Origin of the sequence: Aquimarina pacifica (assembly GCF_000520955.1) — a bacterium.
In the GTDB taxonomy this organism is placed as follows: Bacteria; Bacteroidota; Bacteroidia; order Flavobacteriales; family Flavobacteriaceae; genus Aquimarina; species Aquimarina pacifica.
The window spans coordinates 16,587-36,726 of record NZ_JACC01000002.1; the positions used below are offsets into that span (position 1 = coordinate 16,587).

Below are 20,140 nucleotides of genomic sequence, written 5' to 3' on the forward strand. Positions count from 1 at the left end.
TGTTAAGACTAAAAAATAAAAACATTGAGATACCTCGCTCGAATTATTTAGTTTCTAGGTAGTATATTTGTTTTAATTATTATGCTTAGCAAATTAAGCAGTCATTTCTTTACATCCCTATGCCTTTTAAAAAATTACATCCTAATATTCAAGACAAGTTAGAATATCTAGAAATAGCAACACCTACTTCTTTTCAAAAGAAGAGCATTCCTGTAATAAAAAGTGGAACTAATGTATTTTGCACCGCTCCTAAAGAAAGCGGAAAAACAACCACTCTTATACTTACCACACTGCAAAAACTAAAATGTGAAGCTGTTGGAAATGCTCCTAGAGCCGTGGTTTTAGTTGAAAATAAGGAAAAAGCATTAGCCTTATACGATGAATTTATGGAATATACTAAACGTAATTCATTACGTGTATATGTTGGTTATGAACAACTTCATATAGATATACAGAAATCAGAAATTTTTGAAGGTATCGACATTCTAATTTCTACGCCCAAGTCAATGAACAAGTTATTCCTATTAAACGGAGTAAGTGTCTCTCAATTAAAGATTTTTAGTATAGATGATGCTGAATTTTTAATTCAGAATTTGGCATATACCGCACTTTTATCGATTACACAAAGTATTAAAAAATGTCAATACGTGATGTATTCAGAAAAAATGCATCCGAAACTAAAACGCTTTGAGTCTTATTTTATGGAGCATTCTAAAACAGTCACTGGTTAAGAAATCGTTTCGATGATTTATGATTACTTCATAATAACAACTAAAAAATGATGATACCCAAACTACACTATATATCCCAAGGAAACTCTCCTAAAGAGCATATAGAAAATATCCAAAAGGCATGTACCTCTGGTGCTGAGTTAGTGCAATTACGTTTAAAAAATGTTTCAGAAAAAAAAGTTCTAAAAACCGCCAAAGAGGTTAAAGAGATTACTTCTCATTTTCAGACTCGGTTAATTATTAATGATTATTATAAAATTGCAAAAGAGATTAAAGCGGATGGTGTTCATTTAGGAAAAACCGACTCCTGCCCTACTATTGCCAGAAAACATTTATATCCCTGGCAAATAATTGGTGGAACCGCCAATACTTTAATAGACTGCCAAAAACTTATTAATCAAGAAGTTGATTACATCGGCTTAGGGCCTTTTCGACACACAATCACTAAGACTAATTTAAGTCCAATTTTAGGAATAAACGGGTATGCAGAAATTATAGATGTACTAACAACTAAAACACCAATTATTGGTATTGGTGGTATAACTACTGAAGATGTTAAAGGTATACTAGAAACGGGTATTTCAGGAATTGCTGTATCAGGAGAAATTACTCGTAATTTTAATACTATTAGAACTTTTAACCAACTCTTAAAAGCATCCTCGACAGAAGAACAACGCTATACGTTTAAGTGATACCTTTTATGCATTTGTAAGCGTTACTCTATAATAGTTATACAAAAAAGGTATTTATAGCCCCCCATCAGCTCTCTGTATTCTCTAATATAATAGTTAACGCATTATATAACTGTGATACGTACTTTCTTCTTTTTTAATCGAGTATTATTTGTCTTTTTTATTAGGAATGAAGCTTTTTCTTTTGGTACAGCTACAAAAGCACAATCTTGTTTTAATTCAATAATTCCTAGTTCATGTTTTTCTAATCCACCTTGTTTAAAAAACAAACCAGCAATATCTCCCTTAGAAATTTTATCTTTTCTTCCTCCAGAGATAAATAATGTAGCCCATTCTGGGGTAATTTGAGTTGATTTGCTCTGTAATGTTACGATTTCAGAAGTCTCTATAAATTCGGGCAAATATTCATCTGTCCATTGAAGTACATAAGCTGTTCCTTGTGCATTCATTCTTGCAGTTCTACCATTTCTATGAGTAAATTCTTCGGCTTTTAGTGGTAACTGAAAGTGGATTATATAATTCAACTCCGGAATATCTAAACCCCTTGCAGCCAAGTCTGTAGAAACAATAATTTGATGTGTCCCATTCCTGAATTTAATAAGGGCACGCTCTCTATCTCTTTGCTCCATTCCCCCATGAAAACAACCATGGGCAATTTCATTCTCTTTTAAAAAATCACTAACAAATTGAATCGTATCTTTAAAATTACAGAATATAATTCCAGGTTTATTACCAATATGGTATAGTAAATCTAATAACGTTTGTAATTTATTTTTATCCTGAGAAAGAACTTTTTTAACTTCTAAATTAGAAGTTTTTGTATCTAAGTAATTTATAACAAGTTCCTTTTCTAAACCCACAAAATCAGGGATCTCTATATCCTGAGTAGCCGAGGTCAAAATACGTTTTTCTAGATATGTAAGATTTGATAATATCTCACTCATTTCTTTCTCAAAACCAATTTCTAAGGATTTATCAAATTCATCCAACACCAAGGTTTTTATCCCCTCTACCAAAAACGTTTCTCTTCTTAGGTGATCTGCCACACGACCAGGAGTACCAATAAGTATTGCTGGCGGATGCGTAAGTTCTATTTTATCTTTAGAAAAAGGCCTACCACCATATACTGTATTTACTTTATATCCAGTTGCCATTTGACGAACTACTTGCTCTATTTGAATAGCCAACTCGCGGGATGGTACTAAAATAAGTAATTGTATATGTTCACTTTCTGAACTTAGATGCTGTAAAGTTGGTAATAAAAAAGCTACCGTTTTACCCGTTCCCGTAGGAGATAGTAACACCGTATTTGCTACAGAAGATATAGCCAACATGGCTTCCTCCTGCATAGGGTTAAGCGCTTGGATATTTAATTTTGATAAAATCTCCTGTTGCGATTTAAGGTTATTTGCCATACACGTTATTTCTTCTTCGAGGGTTCTGGTTTTGTTGATATAGATGTATTTTGGGCCACATAATTCGACAATAATTTCTCTATTAATTCATCTTTGGTCAAATGATGAAATATTGTTTTCACTTCTGTTTTAAAACGTTCGGATATATCTTTATTCGGCTTTGTTTTAAATATTTTTCTAGCCCACAATACACCTTTATTTTCCTCAATACTTTGAGCGTCTACTTTTTTTAATTCTTTAAAAACAATCCCCAATTCTTCTTCAAAATCTGGGATATCTTCTAACTCTTCATCTTGAATGATCGTCAAAGACAATCCTTTTGCTCCTGCCCTTGCTGTGCGCCCACTTCTATGTACGTATGCATCATAAGTATCAGGCAAATGATAATGTACGACATACGAAATTTCTTTTACATCGATACCACGCGCAGCTAGGTCTGTCGCTACCAAAATTTCTATAGATCCGTCTCTAAACTGCCCCATAGTACGATCCCGAATACCTTGTGTATAACTACCATGTATTGCACCTGAAGAAAATTTATTGATAGCTAAGTTCTTGGATAGTTTATTAACTGCAGCTTTCGTTTTACAAAAAATAATACCTCTTTCTCCTTTTTTAGAATTCAAAAAATGAAGCAATACATCTAATTTTTCTATAGGCTTTACAACTACGTATTGATGATCTATACCTTGATGGCCTATAGTTGTCATATCTACTTCAATATGCACTACATGCTTAGACATATAGTTTTGAACCAATTGCTTGATTGTACCAGGCATGGTTGCTGTAAATAATAGCGTTCTTCTGGATTTAGGAAGTTCTTTTATAATACGATCCAAACCTTCTTTTAGCGCAGTCACCATTTCATCAGCTTCATCAAGAATGAAATACGAAATATTTTTAATATTAATGGCTCCTCGTTTTATTAAATCAGCCAAACGCCCTGGAGTTGCAACGACAATATGTGTATCATTCGTTAAGCGTTCTATTTGAGGTTTTATAGGAGTTCCTCCGCATATACAAGCAATAGATATTTTAGGAATATTTGCAGAAAAAGACATCAAATTAGTATAAATCTGTTGTCCTAACTCTCTTGTTGGTGCTAATATTACCGCCTGAATTTCAGTGTTTTCTGTATCAACTAATTGTAATAAGGGTAGTCCAAAAGCAGCAGTCTTACCAGTTCCTGTTTTTGCTAAGGCAACTACATCCTCTTTTTTATTTAATATTAGAGGTATTACTTTTTCTTGAATATCTGTAGGGACAGAAATATCTAGAGCTTTTAAGTTTTGCTGTAGTTCTTCATTAATTCCTAAAACAGAAAATTGCTTTGACATAAAAATATTTTTGGACAAAGATAACTACAGTTTTACTTGAAAGGATCCCATGACCCATATTAATTTTATTATCCGTTAATTCAGAAAAAAAGTTTTTATCGCAAGCCATGAAAGATTAAATCAAGCATTGGTTATATCAATAGATCATTTACCTAAAAGACTCAAATAAGTTAAATACATCATTTATATATAAATCAAAGGTTGTAAAATGATTCTCACCATCATAAATTACTCTGGATATAGTACCTCCATTAGCTTCTATAGCATCAAATGCACTGATTGAGTTCAACGGAATTACAAAATCATCAGCTGTACCATAATACAAGGTTATAGGATATTGTGGGGTCCAATCAAAAAGATTGTTATCTATAAAAGCCTCAGTAAACTCAGTATCACTTTCGTTAGAAAAATTGTTGATAAACGATGTTGTAAATAATTGAGAAGGATTTGTGTTTATTGCAGTTGCAGGGAATAGCATAGGATCACTTATTGAATTTAAAAGAGCTGCTTGATCGGCAATAACAATATCCTCCCAAGGTCTATTAATCTCATATATGCGATTATATGTATCCAATACCCAGATATAAAAAGACAAAAAAGACAAGTTTTCATCCCTATTAATTACATCTAAGGAAAAAGCCGTTTTATTGTAAGCTCCTGATGCTGGTGCACTCATGGTTACTACCCAATCCGAATTTTTCTCGATATACTTATGTAATGCCATGGTAGCTCCTCCTCCCTCAGAATAACCGGTTAAGAATAATTGATTAGAAATAGTAATATTCTTTTCTTCAAAAAACTCCTTAGCAGCAACAATCATATCATACGACGTGCTTGCTAATGTCGCTGCATGCTCATAGGGGTGTAACTGATCAGAAGATTCGCCATACCCTATATAATCGGGCATAATAACTGCGTATCCATTAGAGGCAATCATAGCTCCTTCTCGACTTGCTACAGATGTATTACTAAAAAAAGAAGGAGCTTGGCTGCTATTAGTAATAGTACCATGCTGATAGGATAAAAGAGGTATTTCCTCATTAAGTTCAGGTACTAGAACAAGGCCTGAAACATTAATTAAGTCACCATCTACATTAACTGTTTTATATATTATTTTGTAAACATCTACTTCATTACTTGCGGTAGTATTTATTGCACCACCCGCTCTATTATTAATATCGTCAATACTTAATTCTGTAACTAATGTCGAAGAAACTAATGCACTAGTATCCGAAGGGTTTTCAGAATCATCTGTAGTATTTGTGCAACAAACTATAATATATAAAGTAAAGAAACCTAAGAATTTTAGAAAAATTTGCATGGCTACATTTTTTTAGTAATTAGTTATTTTATTGAAGTCTTACATATCTATATTAATGAAGCTATTAATTTTTAGAATTATATACTCCATACCATACATATTCGATTTAAAATTTTCTTACATAACCTCACTACGCCAACAATAGACCTATAAAAACTAAACTAGTTACAAATCCCACCAATCTTGATATACTGTTGTGCTATCTTTTACGATAACGGGTTGACCTATTTTAGGAGCGATCATAGGCAAGTTGAGTTCATTTGACTTTTTTCGTACTCTAATAATAGGGTCTGTCCAACTATGTAGAGCTAACTTAAAACCTGCCCAATGAATAGGCATTATTTTTTTGGCTTGTACATCAACACCAGCTTGTGCAGTTTCTTCTGGCATACAATGAATATCGGCCCATTTCTCATTATACTGTCCACACTCCATTAACCCAATATCAAAAGGACCATATTTTGCACCTATTTCTGAAAAATGTTTTCCATAACCACCATCACCGCTGAAAAAGATATTTTCGAACTGTGACTGAATAACCCATGAACTCCACAAAGTAGTTTGGTTTTTACCAATTTTTCTACCAGAAAAATGTTGCGCAGGAGTACAAACTAATTTTAGATCGTCGAACAATGTTTCTTGCCACCAATCTAGTTCTACAATTTGGTTCTTATCAATACCCCAAGCCTCTAAATGTATCCCAACACCGAGAGGGACAAAATAACGTTTTACTTTTTCCTTTAGTTTTATAATCGATTCATAATCTAAATGATCATAGTGATCGTGAGAAATAATTACTGCATCAATTTGTGGTAATTTATTGATTGTTAGTGGCATTTCTTTATTAAATCGATTCTCGCCTAACCATGGATGCGGTGCTGCCACTTTTCCAAACATAGGATCCAGTAATATATTTTTATTTTCTATCTGTAATAAAAATGCCGAATGCCCATACCAGATCAATCTTGCATCTCCATTATAATCCGCAACTTTTGTAGAATCAACTTTCTGAACCTGCAAATCATCTTTTGGCCTGCCTTTGGGTACTTTAGTTGTAAAAAAGGTATAAGCTAAGCCCATCATTTCACTAAACCCCAAGTCCTTGGGAACATCTTGTTTATTAACGAACCTTCCCTCTTTATAATTCTCAGAAGTAGCATATTGTTGTAATGATTTTTCAGACATATCCCCTCCAAAACTTGGATAAAATTTGACAAATAAGAAATATAAGACGATCAATACGACAATAAGAAGTACAAAGAATATTAACATTCGTTTCAAGGAGTTAAAAAGTAATTTCACAACTATAAATTATTAATTTTAAATATCCATATTTTGAAAGACTATCTGGTTTTTTCTTTAATTTTTTAACAAAGTATTGACTTTAATCAAACCAAACACCCTACAATGAGTAGTGTGATTATTCGTTATATGTTATAATGCATTGTCAAATTTTGTATTCAAAACCTGAGTATAATATAAATCAATCACCTATCTATTATTGAAAATCGATAATGAAAAATATTATTTTTTACACATAATTTTCAAAATCGAATAAATGAACTAGTTTAAAATTGATCGAATTCTCAAATATTTGAAGAGATATTGATAAATATTTTTTGTAAATTTATTATGAAACCTTCTTATAATTTGACATAAACTTGATTTAAAAAACTCCCCAATGAAAAAAGCTTCATATTACATAGTATTTTCTGTACTTATTATGATAACAGGATGTAGCACAGAAGATTCTGATTTTGATGGAAATACTTCGCAGTATGGCGCAGATGCCGAGGAATTGGATACAAATGGATTACCAAAATTACTTTTTGATGTTGCAGCTCCTTCTATAGCAAATAATTCCTCCTATACAATTGATCTAGAACAATGGGATATTCCTAATAATGGTACCGAAGCTCTCAAAACGACAACAAATCTGCAAGCAGCCATTGATTGGGCCCGCGATGAAGGCTATACACAGGTAACATTACCAGATGGAGAATATTTAGTGGGTCAAGATTCTAGTGACATATATCATGGTGGTATTGATATTTACAGTAATACTGAGTTTATATTTAGTGAAGGTGCAGTGTTGTCTATAGAAACTAATAATAAATGGAATTACTGCATTCTACGTCTTAATGGTGAAAATATAATAATCAGAGATGGTACCATCAAAGGAGATCGAGACACGCATATTTTTACCCCCCGCGATAGTGATGGTAAAACAGCGCATGATGAAGGACATGGTATTTGTGTATGGGATACTAATCAGGCCCTAATAGAAAATATGGAGATTTATAATGTAACTGGGGATGGCTCTTTGATACTAGATTCTAACGATGTTACATTTACTAATAATACTATTTATAATAATAGACGTCAAGGTATTTCTATTGTGGGTGGTATTAGGGTTAAAATAACTAGTAATGAAATACATCATATCGAAGGAACACCTCCTCAATTTGGTGTTGATATCGAGGGACCTGGACGCGTCGATGAAGACATAGTAATTCAGGATAATTATTTTCATCATAATACAGGCGGAGATATTGTGAATACCAGTGGTGAAAATGTGTATATTCTTGATAACACAATGGAGCAAGGAGATGGTAACACCTATGTAGATGGCCCGCTCGTTACTTGGCACACCACTCACAATATTATAGCCCGAAATACAATTAGTATGGATTCGGGATCTGTGAATGGACGATTAGGATATATTCAATACTCAAATGGAGGTGACAAAGGACATAACCGTGCTACCTATGTCCACGATAATGTTTGTAACAATTGTGGTATGTATATGTATGATAGTTCTGATGCCGATGTACGTCGAAACAAGTTTTATGGGTACTTTTTATCATTTACAGAATTCGAAAATGCTATATTAATAGACAACCTTGTTACTTACTCCCCTGACCATCCTAACTTACGTTTTTGTTGGTCATATCGTTTTAATGATGTTACAGGGTTTGCTAGTGGTAATTACTTAGAAGACGCTCTAGAAGAGATCCCTCTATCAGAAACAACTCCTTACTCTCTACAATGTGTAATTGATGGTTGGTAGTAGATATTTCTAATTTTTGGTTAATCTTTATATTCGATTCTATTAAACAGAGTCAAAAGGTAGTATCGAAAAAGAAGAATAGTGTGTATCTTATTTTTAAATAGGATTCTATAACGTATAATTATGGCATTATAGAATCCCGATTCATTTGTACTACACTTAATTATTCTGCCCAAGCACCGTAAAAACAATCAAAAAACTCATTAATTACCTGTGAACAGATTCTGAAAGACCATTGGTCATTAGTTCTTCATCAAATTTGATAGTTTTCATGACCAAAATATCTGGTAAATTCATTTGCTGAGATTCATACATCATGGGCAATTTTAAGTTCCCTGATGTATTCGTAGTGATATTTGCTTGGGCTTTTTCCCATCTAGGCGGATGCAATTGTAGATTTCCACTCTTTATTTCACGTCGTTCTCTCTTTGTCGCCCACCCGATCATTACATTTCTAAAATGCTCGTCTACGGCGGGTCTTACCACCCATACCCTACATCTCAAAATACTCCCTCCTCGTATCGTAGTATCCAAAAGAACAAAAAATAAGAATGGTGTGTTATCCATCATTTCTTTAATATCAGAAACTGTTTCTTTCCCACAATTAACGTTATTCCATCTTGGAGTATCGTCAGCGTCCACACAACTTGCTGATTTTACTTCTGAACCATCTTCTAAATCATCCCCTTTACCTCTTTGATTGTTTCCGCGTATCCCTGTTATTAAAGAAACTAAATGTTGAGAAAGGTATCCGAAATCTAATTGCGAAGTTTGCCTTGTTAGTGTGTTCCATGAACTTAGTTGTGTCCATTGAGGAAGAATGACTTCTTCGACAAATTTTTTGGTCAAAATTTCTCTATCATCTTTGTCTAAGTTTTTGAGCTCCAAATTAATCAGGTTTTAATACATTACAATGTTTTATTTAAAAATAAGTAAAATAATTGGACCACCGAGGCTTAGAAAACTTCACTTAATGCTTCCATTAATTTAACTCTATTTACGGCGAGTTTATTCATAGATTTATGTTCTTTTTCTGACTTTTCTAATAAGGCAATAAATACCGAATACTCTTTTGATTTTTTTGAAGGTATAGGGACCAATACCTCCATCAATTCCTTGGTTTTTATTCGATTATGAGAAGAAGAAGTCCCAGACGTTAAATGGTTTATTTGGGTTTGTACCGGAGGTAGCATTAAAAGAGTTTTTATACCATAGTTATTAATCTCACATTTAGAATTAATGATCTCAAACTCACTAGAACATGTCAGTGGTATTTTTAAATCAGGTACCACTAATGCTCGGGGAATTCTTGGGTTAATTTTAGAAAAAATCAAATCATCAGGTTTACATGTAACACCGGGATATTTGGGAGTGTACTTCATTAACTCCTTATAATCTAGTATATCACCATTAACAATATGTAAAATGCTTATACACTTTGCATTTTCTTTTATAATTTCCTTTTTTCTATCAATAGTTACGAATTCTACTAAATCCTTTAAAGGAACAAGTGCAACATCACTCTTTTTTTTAAGGCTTTGAATAGCTTTATAAATAGAAGCATCATAATGACTAGGTGTCCAGGCATTAGTACTAAAATTTTCTTCCTTAACAATAACACAAGAAGGCGAATCGGATATAATTTTGGGCTCTGAATCGAATTTCTCGTTATATTCTGTTGTATACGATTTAGAAATATCAATTAAATCGTTGTACCCTTTTTTTATTTTGACGGTCGCCCCCTTCCTTATGCTTACCTCAAAACCTAAACTTGTACTTTTTGCAATAAACACGCCTCTATTTTTTACAGTACTTTTATGTTTTGTCTTTTTAAGGTGAAGAATACTTGTTTTAGTTCTTGTACCCGCCTGCGCAAAGGTTACTGTTGGTAATTCTATTACAGATTTTAGATGAATATCTGGATCGCTCATGATTCTAAAACGAAGTGTTTCGGCGATTCCTTTTGATGATATTACACTATCAGGAACCACTGCCAATAATTCTCCTCCTTCTTTAAGTAACCCTATGCATCTATCAATAAATAAAATTTCTGAATTAATATTTGTACTATTTCTAAAGGTGTCAAATAATAACGGGTATTTTTCTTTTTCTTCTCTCTGTAACTCTTTACCATTAAAAGAAGCGCCAAAAGGAGGGTTTGTTATAATTAAATCAATTTTCCCTTTAAATTTATCAATATCTGAGTCCTCTATCAACGAATTTCCTTTACTAATAAAATGGTTCTTAGAGTCAAAAAGCTCCATATTTAATTTTGAGAGACGAACCATCCGTTGCACTTTGTCCTGACCAATTACCTTAATCTTTCGTTCTTTTTTATTATTTCTATAGAAAGTAGTGAGGAATGACCCTACTCCGCAACAAGGATCACAGACCAAAAATTCTTTACTATTAGAAATTTCAGGAAAATTTGAAGCTGCTATTTTACACACCAAATCAACTACTTCTTGTGGTGTCATATATTGAGCATCTTCAATATTGTTACGAAAATTACTTCGAATAAAATGCCCAAAAGTTTCATTAATCAGATCAAATTCTTCTCCCTTGATCATTATATCATTAAGTGAAACATCTAGCATTTTAATTATAGAGTATGCAAACTCATAATCATCAGTATCTATCTCTAGTCTTGGGTTGTTTCCGAAAATAGAATTCTTGTTCGAATCCTTAAACATGATATCATTACTAATGTCCTGAAACAATATCTGTAATTCGGTCACAAAACTCTCCTTACTCTTAGACTCATAGTTCTTTAGTAATTTGGGTAGCATTCTCTTTTTGTCTTTTTTAAGATCAAAAAGTTTTATCGCTAATAATTTTGAAACTTCATCCAGTTTGGCGTTGGCATCATTAATTTTTCCATATTTGTGCAATGATAATCGTATCTTATTCAGAGAATCATTGAAGTTTTCTAAAGTAGTCAAGATGGGAATCAGTTTTTAGATTATAATCTGAAAAACAAACATAGATTTTTTTTTAATCATCTTCGTAAATAATAACATATAGTTATTCACATCTAAAATTTTTATTGACCAATTACCCCTCAAAAAAGTTTATCTAATAGGAGCATTTCTAACTTTATAAAACAACTATTTATTAAGCCATTCTTTAAAACCACTTGTCTTTTGCCTACTAACTACAAACTCTTGATTTTTAGACTTTAATATAGATAACTTAATGCGATGATTAAAGTATGGGTCTATTTTTTCTATAGACATTTTTGAAACAATTTGTCCTCTATTTATTCTAAAAAATTGTCGAGTATCTAGAGATTCAAACAACTGATCCATTGTCTCATCAATAATATATCGTTTACCCATAGTGACCCCAAATGTAATGCTCTCTTCAGAATATACATAGAGTAAATCAACCACTTTAATCTGTACAAAACTACTTCCTTCCTTAACCAATATACCTTCTCGCTTATTTGTGACTTGCATCGTATTCATCAGTTTTTCTAAAACTGTCGAATCTATCGAGGATGATTTATTTGATTTAAAAAACTTATGCATTGCATTTTCTAACTCTTCTTGCTGAATTGGTTTTAGGAGATAATCAATACTATTTACTTTAAAAGCCTGTATTGCATATTGATCAAAAGCAGTTGTAAAAATAATTGGCATGTCTATAGCCACTTTTTGAAATATCTCAAAACTCAAACCATCAGCCAATTGAATATCCATAAATACCAAATCTGGGGCATTATGTTGCTTAAACCATTTTACCGAATCCTCAATAGTATCAATGATATCTAACAAATGATACTCTATATTACTGGACTTAAGCATATTTTGTAATTGGTTTGCAGCCCTTGGTTCATCTTCTACAATCAATATATTCATATATTTTGACATTATTCTATTAATAAAGGAATAGAAACAATAAAAGTCTGGTTATCATTTCGTACCTCTATTGAGGTATTAGAAATCAATCTATATCGCTTCTCAATATTTTGTAAACCTACCTTGGTAGAAGGTAATTGTGTAGATTTTGGCTGAATCCTGTTTTCTACTATTAAGTGATTTTCTTGAACACTTACTCCTATCATCAAAGGCTTTGCTTTAGAAATCACATTGTGCTTTATGGCGTTTTCTAGTAAAAGTTGAAGACTCATAGGAACAATCATAGTCTCTAAGGCGTTATCAGTGATATTCCAGTTCACTTTTAGATTATCACCAAATCGTTCAGATTGGATATGAATATAGGCCTTTGCAAATTTTAACTCTTTTCTAAGCGTCGTAAGGTTAGCATTTCCAGATTCGAGTATAAAACGGTATACATCAGATAATTTGTCCACGAATTCTTTTGCATCTTCTTTTGAGTTTTGATCAATTATATCCCTCAAGGTATTTAATGTATTGAATAAAAAATGAGGTTGTGCTTGATTACGAAGAGTATCTAATTGTGCTTGTACTATTACTTGTTTTGCTTGCTCTTCTTCACGAATTGATTTTTTGAGTCGTATATAATAGTAAATCGCTTCATAAATTGCCATAGTCATCGTACTTATAACGATTATAGGCACCATTATTTTGGATCTATCGATTGGATTATAATTACCTCCCCAAATCCATGACAATAGTGTACCACCAATAAAATCTACAACAATAACCGTAACAACGATTGCTATAAAAAATAGTATAATACGCTTTACATTATCTTCAAAATTCGGATACTTTTTTCTCAGAAAAATCATAATCCACCTAATTATAAACCAATCACAAATAGAAAAGAAAAGAGAAACACTCCAATTTATAACCGCAATCCCAAATGAGTATCTTGCAAATGAATTACTAAAAATATAGTCTGTAATAAAACTTAGTACTAGAACCCCGATCACAATAAATAGCGTATCATCAAAACCCAAATATTGTATACGTTTCTTTTTATTGATAAGCATATTCATCAAATCTTATAGTTCAATTAATGGCATCCCTTGTTTTGCTTGATAAAATGTAAAGCCAATCCATGATGCATAGAGTACTCCAAAAACAAGTATCGAAAGTATTAGCTTTTTATCATTGGTTTTCCATTTATTGGTAAGCCACAATGCGAATAACGGAATTATTTGTAACCCATGCAATCCAAAAAAATGTGCAACTCTAAGATCTCCTGCCACTGTGCTCCAGTTAACCAAAAGTAATCCTGCCCCACCATCAACGGTACCTATACTATGGGCTAGTTGGTTGATCATCTGCCCTCCTATCCAACTACCAAAAAATATAAGTAACCAACCCAAGAGTATCGACCATTGAATAGGTCTCGGCACTTTTAATTTAAGTCGTATCGTATCAATAATAAACAAAGCCATAATTAATACATTTATGGCAATCAAAACCCCCATCATTAAATAGAGAAGCGCATCCCCTGGTGTAGACATATTATAATGAGACTGTACACCTCGTGCTCCTTGATAAACGATAATACCCACTTCTAGCAATAGAGTCCAGGAAACAATATTGTTAATTATATTTTTCTTTCTTCTTGAGTACGGATATAGAGTTATCAAAAACCCGACGGTTCCGATATAAATCCCCGTAGATATCAAAAACTTTAGAGGCTTAATCCAGACATTAATCCCCATCAATGTTCTATCATCTATAAAAACACCTAATACGCATCCTATAGCCGCAATAAAATTAATCATTACTATCCAATACAATTTTGGACTTTCGTTTTTTAAGGTACTAAATACTTGGCTCAAATTATTCATGATTTTTTTTGTTTAAATGTTCTAATAAGTATGAATAACAAAAAACCCGCTGGACCAAACATAAAGGTTGCAAAAAGACAAGGTGCCATAATGAGTTGATGTATCTTTAATTTTTTATTTTCATTCAGCATCCAGATACCAATTAAAAGATCAAAGGCCAGATAATGTATCCAGCCAGCAAGCACTGCATGCTCCTCTGTAAACAATTGCATAACCGAAGCTAGACTACCAAAATCCATGGGCCCTCCTATTATAATGGCTTTGATAATGTAGATAACATATACTAACGATAATAGGATTGGAATTACTTTATATTCTGATAAAAATTGAGTTACCTTCCATTTTGGGAGTAGTATCATTAAAATCCACATGGGCATAACTATCATCCCTGCTATTGAAAAAACTTCTGTTGGTGTCATAAAGTGTTTTATTAGTATGTTACTTAATTTTTTAATGATACAAATATGTAGTCTTCATAAATAAAATGAAAAAGCTTATCGTTCAACCATCGTTATTTCCTATTGAAATGTTACCTGATCGGTTTATAGTATCCTCTTAACTACTTTGGCATTTCCTAATTTCTAAAATGAACAAAAGATAATGGGATCATTTTTTTGTAGGAAAACACTTAACAACATTCAGTGATTTCAATTTCGCGGTTAACAGTGCTTTCCTAAAACATTTATCTCTCTAATTTTGTGACCGTTAAATAAACGGTTATTTGAGAAATCACTTAATCGAGGAAATAATTATAACTTTTAAAACTATCACATGAAAAAGCTAATTTCAAAATTGATATGTGTATCCATTCTTTTTTTGGGTATAACTTCTTGCGAAAATGAAACTTTTGAAGAATTGAATGTAGTTGAAGGAGAAAGTTCTTCAATGATTCTTCCTGAGGCAGATCCTAATGAATCTTCATCAAATCTTAGTGTAATCAGTAAGTCTTCGGGTCTACCTACAACAGAATATTGGGAGCAAAACACTGGTGGAGAAACAATGTTTTGGCGATCAGGAACATACACACAGGATGGAGAAACTACTTTAACCCTTAATGTAAGTGAATGGAACCTTAGAAACACTCAATACAATAAGACATTTACTACATGGCTTAGGGACTCTAATTACTTATTTATAAGGAATAACGGCATCAATTTGGCGCTACCTATATATAGTAAAGAAACTTACAAGTTAGCCTATATATGGGATACAGTAAACAGTAAATGGAATCCATGGCGATACTTAAAGTACAGAGCATATACCTCTACAGAATATGCTCGAATACGATCTTATAGTCCGAACGAAACTATTCCTCAAAATTGGGTTCGATATTCTATCAATACTACAGGTGGTAGTGAAAACGTAGTTGGATATTTAGGGCTTAAACTTCATAGAGGAATGGTAGGAATTCATCCAACTGCATCTGTACCTCCAAACTGGATATTATATCATTCATCCTCTACTCAGAAATTGATTCGATATCTTGGAGTACCAAGAACAGGAGATACAACAACAACTCGTGTTGGTAATGCCTCTTTACCAATAGGCTGGAGATATATAGGATCAGAAACAACAGCAATAGGTATTGTTCTTTATACGATAGAATATACCGATCCAAATTAGTTTTTTTCCCTTTATTTTATAAATCATTTCAAGTAGGAATCCCCCTTTACTAACAATAATGATTGCGTTATCTTAGAACAATAAATCATATGTATAACTACCTGATTGATTATAAAATAAAATACCTGTGAGGCCCATTGGTCTCACAGGTATATTTATATCTTACAACATACGTTGGTAATCAAAATAGTTAAGCCAAATATTCCCTATTTTCACTACTCTCCCCCAAACTTGAATTTCCTTTGTCTTACAATGAGTATAAACAAAGAATTACATATCTTGTAATTTAAAACTTAATTACAGGGGTAATGAATTTCACAAACATAAAGCAGCGTCTCAAAAGTGATGGGACGAATCAATTATTTTTGTTAATAGTTCTTATTGGTATTTTACCCGCTATCGAAGATTTCTCTCTTTTCGCAATTTTCGGTTTTTCTATTACTCATTTTAATATACACCAAGAGTTTCAATTATTATATACTATATCCTTAGCTACTATCCCTATTGGATTATTATTACTATTAGGACAAAAAAATTACTATAGAATATTCGGACTATTACCCGTATTTTTTGCAGCTTACATTCATTTAATGGGCGAATCCTTTAGTCTATTAATAGAAAAACATGAAGCACTTATTGGTATCCTACATTTCCTTTGTTATAAAATAGCCTTCTTATATTTTATCACTAAAGGAAAAATGCGTTCGTTCCCATTTTTGATTACATTAATTCTAATCTGGGTATTATTAGATTTTCAACATTTGGTTCTGTTTTTAACCTACACTGGTCTAATTCGTTTTTTATATTTTGCAATAGTCCAGAATATCAATATTTTTAAAGAAACTGGTATTAAAAGATCTAGTTATCTCACTTTTAAATCATTTTTATACTGGTCTCCGTTGCTAATTTTTATTATACCAAGTGCAATTTTTTCTTCTAAAATGAATAAAGCAGCAATTGATCAGATATACGATAAAAGCTTTATTGAAAGTACAAATCCCGATAGAAAATATAAAAGAGATCAATTTGAAAAGGACTTAAACTGCTCTGTCGCCTCTGAAGCAATTCGTTTTCATGACTCTATTAGTCTGGGAATGAAAAAAATCAATAAAATAGTTACAAGCAATACAGATAAATTGCCAAATGAAGTATCTGAAGTTTATAAAGGTATTTTTAAGGAAACATTACCAGAAATAGCTCCTGTATTTAAAAAAGAAGACTGTGGTTTTTGGGGAAAACTTAATATCACTTGCCAATTAAAAAATAGCGCAAAAGAAGGAATCAATGATTCTTATAAAGAACAAAGGCAAGACATGCTTAAAAGTCTAATCACTCAGGTAGAAATCTCTATGCAAAACACCAAAAATGGTGTTGACTCTTCTGTTGATGATGTGGATGCAATGCTCAAATTGCAATTAAATTCATTAGTCAAAAAATTTAAACTTGCTGTTCAATCTTCTTTTGACACTATGATTTTTATTAATCTATTATTAGATATTGCTTTTGGCTTTTTGATTCTTAAAAGCTTCTTGTATGTATTTTCTAGAGTAGCCTTTTCATCTGATGACGAAAATTATGTAACATTACTGTCTTCAGAAAATAAAATGAAAAATGGCGCCTTGCACAAACTAGGAAATCAATATGCGATAGCGCAAGAAAAGGACGATCTATTTTATGTATCAAGGTCTTTTGAGCCTAGCGGAAGAGCTCCAAAATTTTCTCTACCACAATGGAAATCTGCTATTATTGCTCGAGTTCTATCTGGGAATTATGCCATGAACAAAATAGTAGTGAACTCAAAATCAGAAGCGGTTCATTTTAAAGCTATGGGAAGCCATGAATTTGTAGAATGGGATATTAAAGAAGGAGAAGAAATCGTTTTTCACTTTAGTAATTTCGTAGGAATGAGTCAACATATTAAGATTTCGGCTGTTGTTAGCCTTCGCTTAACATCACTACTATTTGGACGTCTGATTTTTACCACTGCAAAAGGTCCGGGTAAACTTATTCTATTAACCAAAGGGGAGCCCATTACCGCAATGGACCCAAGGTCTAATGCTAGTATTGCTACTAGCAGAATTTTGGCGTGGCAACGAAATACTCGTTTTAATGTAGAATCAGAGCTAAATATCGTTGATGTCTTTATGAGTGGGATTTACCTGAAAAAGAAAAAAGAAGACCTTATTTTGATTGATGCAGATGTCAAAGGTAGAGCCAAAAACGGTATTGTACGATTTATAAAGAGCTTCATTTTACCAATATAAATACATTGTAAAAAAAGAAAAGCAGCACAGTAATAAGTGCTGCTTTTTAACGTGTAAAAATCATTCTCTAAAAAGTAAGGGGAAAAAATTAAATGATTATGAAAACAATAAATTTGGTACTTCTTATTTATCTCAAAATAAAACTAATAATTGTTTGCAATCCTTTACACGTTTTTTTTACAACCAAAAAAGGTTATTATTTTAAAACCTCTATGTGGAATAACTAATACGATTTCTTTTGAAATTTGTGTGAAATAATAAAACAACCAAAAAAATTAGTAAAGCAATAAACGCTACATAAAAATAAATATTAGAAAATAAAGAAGCTGTCGAGGCTTCTTTTTCTAATACAAACGTGTTTTCCTCTACAAAAACCCTAACTTGATGGTTATTATTAGGATTCAAAATAAAATGATTTTTTTCAAATCCATTTTTTAATATCCCTAATGCACTTTTACTTTTATAAATATTCTTAAAGGAAGTATTTTTTAAAAATATCGAGTGTATCTCCTTAGGAATACCCGAAACTTTAAAAATTACATTCGTCTCATGACCTAGTTTTACAAATCCATCCTCATGTATGGTAATTATTTCGTTTTCATTACAAATAATTTCAAGATTATTCCTGACATGATCTAAAACCATTTTTTTAAACTCCTCAGGAGATTTATAAGGGGTATCAGCAAAATTAAATCGCACTTCTTTCTGAAATGCTGTCAGAGAAGCCCCTACTTAAATGACCCATTCGCTATTTTCTTTTTCTACCAAAAAGGTGGTTGACATATCGGGTTGATGTGCCTGCAGTAGAAAGCAAAAAAGTATGGATATCGAAAAAACAGTTTTTTTAAACATCAGCATTTTTTTAGTTATGATTTAATCTCAATAATGTATAAAGCATATATATTTTCTTTACTAATTTGCATATGCACCACTCAAGCAATTAATGAAGCTATTACTTCCGGCAGCAGCCACATGATAATGATACCCTCTTGTATCATCAGAATGCCCTCGACAATCATCTAAATCTGTTGGTTCATCACCAATATCATCTAATTGTGCATAAATCCCATATCCATCTAAGGCATATCCAATCATTGATGCATGCCCATCATCTTGCGTAATTTGTGTAGATACTCCGGTCTCTGCATGGTAATGATATCCAGCTGCCAAGTTGATATGTCCGCCTGCATCATCAAAAGGAGCTAATGTATATGCACCTAAAATATCATCTGTCGGTGCCGGCTCATCAAATCGTACCCCATTAAAAGCAATACCTCTTACCGATGGACTGTTATCGCTGGGATCTCCTCCAAAACTTACCGAAGACGATAACTTAACCGGTGTAATAGGTATCAAATACGTCTGTATAAGATCAGTAATATAAGAAGGAAGACATTCTACACAAAAATTCTCATACTCTTCACCTACATTTGGATTAGCAGCATTTTCACAGTCCTCCTCTGTATCAGTTACATAAATATTCCCTTCATCATCATACATTTTCCAGGTATCATCTCCATAAAAAGTAGCCATGTTTTGAATAAAGGCTCCGTCTACATCATATACTTCTCCATTTTCTAACCAAATTCCTCCTTCTTCAGCCCCATCTGTTATGGTACTAGGGCACCAAGGTCCCATTTCATGATCAGAAGGAACACCCGTGGTCACAATTTGATAACAGTCTGTTTCTGTACCATCAGAAAGAGTACAAGGGACTGTAGTTATTGTGACTGCTGATCCATCTGTTAAAAACAAAGAACTATCTACATCAATAGTACCATCATCAGTAGTTATAGAATCATCGTCTGTACTCTCAGAAGTATCATCACTACTACAGTTACTAAATACAATTATAATAGCAATAAGCATTACTATTCGATGCATTGGTAACCTGTTCATAAATTCCTTCGTAATAATCATACCATTCAGTTTTAAATATTTTTTTTATTAAGTTGT

Annotated in this window: 17 protein-coding genes; 5 read left to right on the forward strand and 12 right to left on the reverse strand. The window is 32.5% G+C overall.

Annotated features, from left to right (window positions below; translation table 11 throughout):
- Positions 1-119 precede the first annotated feature (119 nt).
- Together DZ60_RS0101200 and thiE are read left to right on the forward strand one after the other, a co-directional pair.
- Complete coding sequence (locus DZ60_RS0101200; protein WP_025739773.1) at positions 120-731, forward strand: DEAD/DEAH box helicase; 612 nt, start codon at positions 120-122, stop codon at positions 729-731.
- Between the two features lie 47 nt (positions 732-778).
- Entirely contained in the window at positions 779-1,423 is a 645-nt protein-coding gene (gene thiE, locus DZ60_RS0101205) for a thiamine phosphate synthase (protein ID WP_034228306.1), read from the forward strand.
- Between the two features lie 104 nt (positions 1,424-1,527).
- Here thiE and DZ60_RS0101210 read toward each other — a convergent pair whose 3' ends face one another.
- From DZ60_RS0101210 to DZ60_RS0101225, 4 genes are all read right to left on the reverse strand, one after another.
- On the reverse strand, positions 1,528-2,838 hold the full coding sequence (locus DZ60_RS0101210) for a DEAD/DEAH box helicase (protein WP_025739777.1): 1,311 nt from the start codon (positions 2,836-2,838) through the stop codon (positions 1,528-1,530).
- A 5-nt stretch (positions 2,839-2,843) separates the two neighbouring features.
- Positions 2,844-4,175: a DEAD/DEAH box helicase gene (locus DZ60_RS0101215; RefSeq protein WP_025739779.1), complete on the reverse strand. Its 1,332-nt coding sequence runs from the start codon at positions 4,173-4,175 to the stop codon at positions 2,844-2,846.
- 148 nt (positions 4,176-4,323) lie between these two features.
- On the reverse strand, positions 4,324-5,496 hold the full coding sequence (locus DZ60_RS0101220; protein ID WP_025739781.1) for an alpha/beta hydrolase family protein: 1,173 nt from the start codon (positions 5,494-5,496) through the stop codon (positions 4,324-4,326).
- A gap of 165 nt (positions 5,497-5,661) precedes the next feature.
- Positions 5,662-6,768 (reverse strand): MBL fold metallo-hydrolase, encoded by a 1,107-nt coding sequence (locus DZ60_RS0101225; RefSeq protein WP_025739782.1) that lies wholly within the window; start codon positions 6,766-6,768, stop codon positions 5,662-5,664.
- 409 nt (positions 6,769-7,177) lie between these two features.
- Between DZ60_RS0101225 and DZ60_RS0101230 the strand changes: the two genes are divergently transcribed.
- Positions 7,178-8,566 (forward strand): right-handed parallel beta-helix repeat-containing protein, encoded by a 1,389-nt coding sequence (locus DZ60_RS0101230; RefSeq protein ID WP_025739783.1) that lies wholly within the window; start codon positions 7,178-7,180, stop codon positions 8,564-8,566.
- Between the two features lie 207 nt (positions 8,567-8,773).
- Here DZ60_RS0101230 and DZ60_RS0101235 read toward each other — a convergent pair whose 3' ends face one another.
- From DZ60_RS0101235 to DZ60_RS0101260, 6 genes are all read right to left on the reverse strand, one after another.
- A complete protein-coding gene (locus DZ60_RS0101235) occupies positions 8,774-9,454 on the reverse strand; it encodes a MamI family restriction endonuclease (RefSeq protein WP_025739786.1) in 681 nt (226 codons plus the stop codon).
- 68 nt (positions 9,455-9,522) lie between these two features.
- The gene (locus tag DZ60_RS0101240; RefSeq protein WP_025739787.1) at positions 9,523-11,508 is read right to left on the reverse strand and encodes an N-6 DNA methylase; all 1,986 of its coding nucleotides are present in this window, start codon (positions 11,506-11,508) and stop codon (positions 9,523-9,525) included.
- Positions 11,509-11,673: 165 nt separating this feature from the next.
- Positions 11,674-12,426: a LytR/AlgR family response regulator transcription factor gene (locus DZ60_RS0101245; protein ID WP_025739788.1), complete on the reverse strand. Its 753-nt coding sequence runs from the start codon at positions 12,424-12,426 to the stop codon at positions 11,674-11,676.
- An 11-nt stretch (positions 12,427-12,437) separates the two neighbouring features.
- Positions 12,438-13,484: a sensor histidine kinase gene (locus tag DZ60_RS0101250; protein WP_034228366.1), complete on the reverse strand. Its 1,047-nt coding sequence runs from the start codon at positions 13,482-13,484 to the stop codon at positions 12,438-12,440.
- Positions 13,485-13,496: 12 nt separating this feature from the next.
- Positions 13,497-14,297: a hypothetical protein gene (locus tag DZ60_RS0101255; protein ID WP_025739790.1), complete on the reverse strand. Its 801-nt coding sequence runs from the start codon at positions 14,295-14,297 to the stop codon at positions 13,497-13,499.
- The gene (locus DZ60_RS0101260; RefSeq protein ID WP_025739793.1) at positions 14,294-14,716 is read right to left on the reverse strand and encodes an ABA4-like family protein; all 423 of its coding nucleotides are present in this window, start codon (positions 14,714-14,716) and stop codon (positions 14,294-14,296) included. Before DZ60_RS0101260 ends, DZ60_RS0101255 begins: the two co-directional genes overlap by 4 nt.
- Positions 14,717-15,068: 352 nt before the next feature.
- On the opposite strand from DZ60_RS0101260, the gene DZ60_RS0101265 reads away from it, so the two are divergent.
- Together DZ60_RS0101265 and DZ60_RS0101270 are read left to right on the forward strand one after the other, a co-directional pair.
- The gene (locus DZ60_RS0101265) at positions 15,069-15,920 is read left to right on the forward strand and encodes a hypothetical protein (RefSeq protein WP_025739794.1); all 852 of its coding nucleotides are present in this window, start codon (positions 15,069-15,071) and stop codon (positions 15,918-15,920) included.
- Positions 15,921-16,228: 308 nt separating this feature from the next.
- Positions 16,229-18,184, forward strand: a complete 1,956-nt coding sequence (locus DZ60_RS0101270) for an AIM24 family protein (protein WP_025739797.1) — start codon at positions 16,229-16,231, stop codon at positions 18,182-18,184.
- Between the two features lie 210 nt (positions 18,185-18,394).
- Here the strand turns inward: DZ60_RS0101270 and DZ60_RS22210 are convergent, their stop codons facing one another.
- Positions 18,395-18,883: a hypothetical protein gene (locus DZ60_RS22210; protein ID WP_051477525.1), complete on the reverse strand. Its 489-nt coding sequence runs from the start codon at positions 18,881-18,883 to the stop codon at positions 18,395-18,397.
- Positions 18,884-19,096: 213 nt separating this feature from the next.
- Positions 19,097-20,104: a YHYH protein gene (locus DZ60_RS0101280; RefSeq protein WP_241448697.1), complete on the reverse strand. Its 1,008-nt coding sequence runs from the start codon at positions 20,102-20,104 to the stop codon at positions 19,097-19,099.
- Positions 20,105-20,140 lie beyond the last annotated feature (36 nt).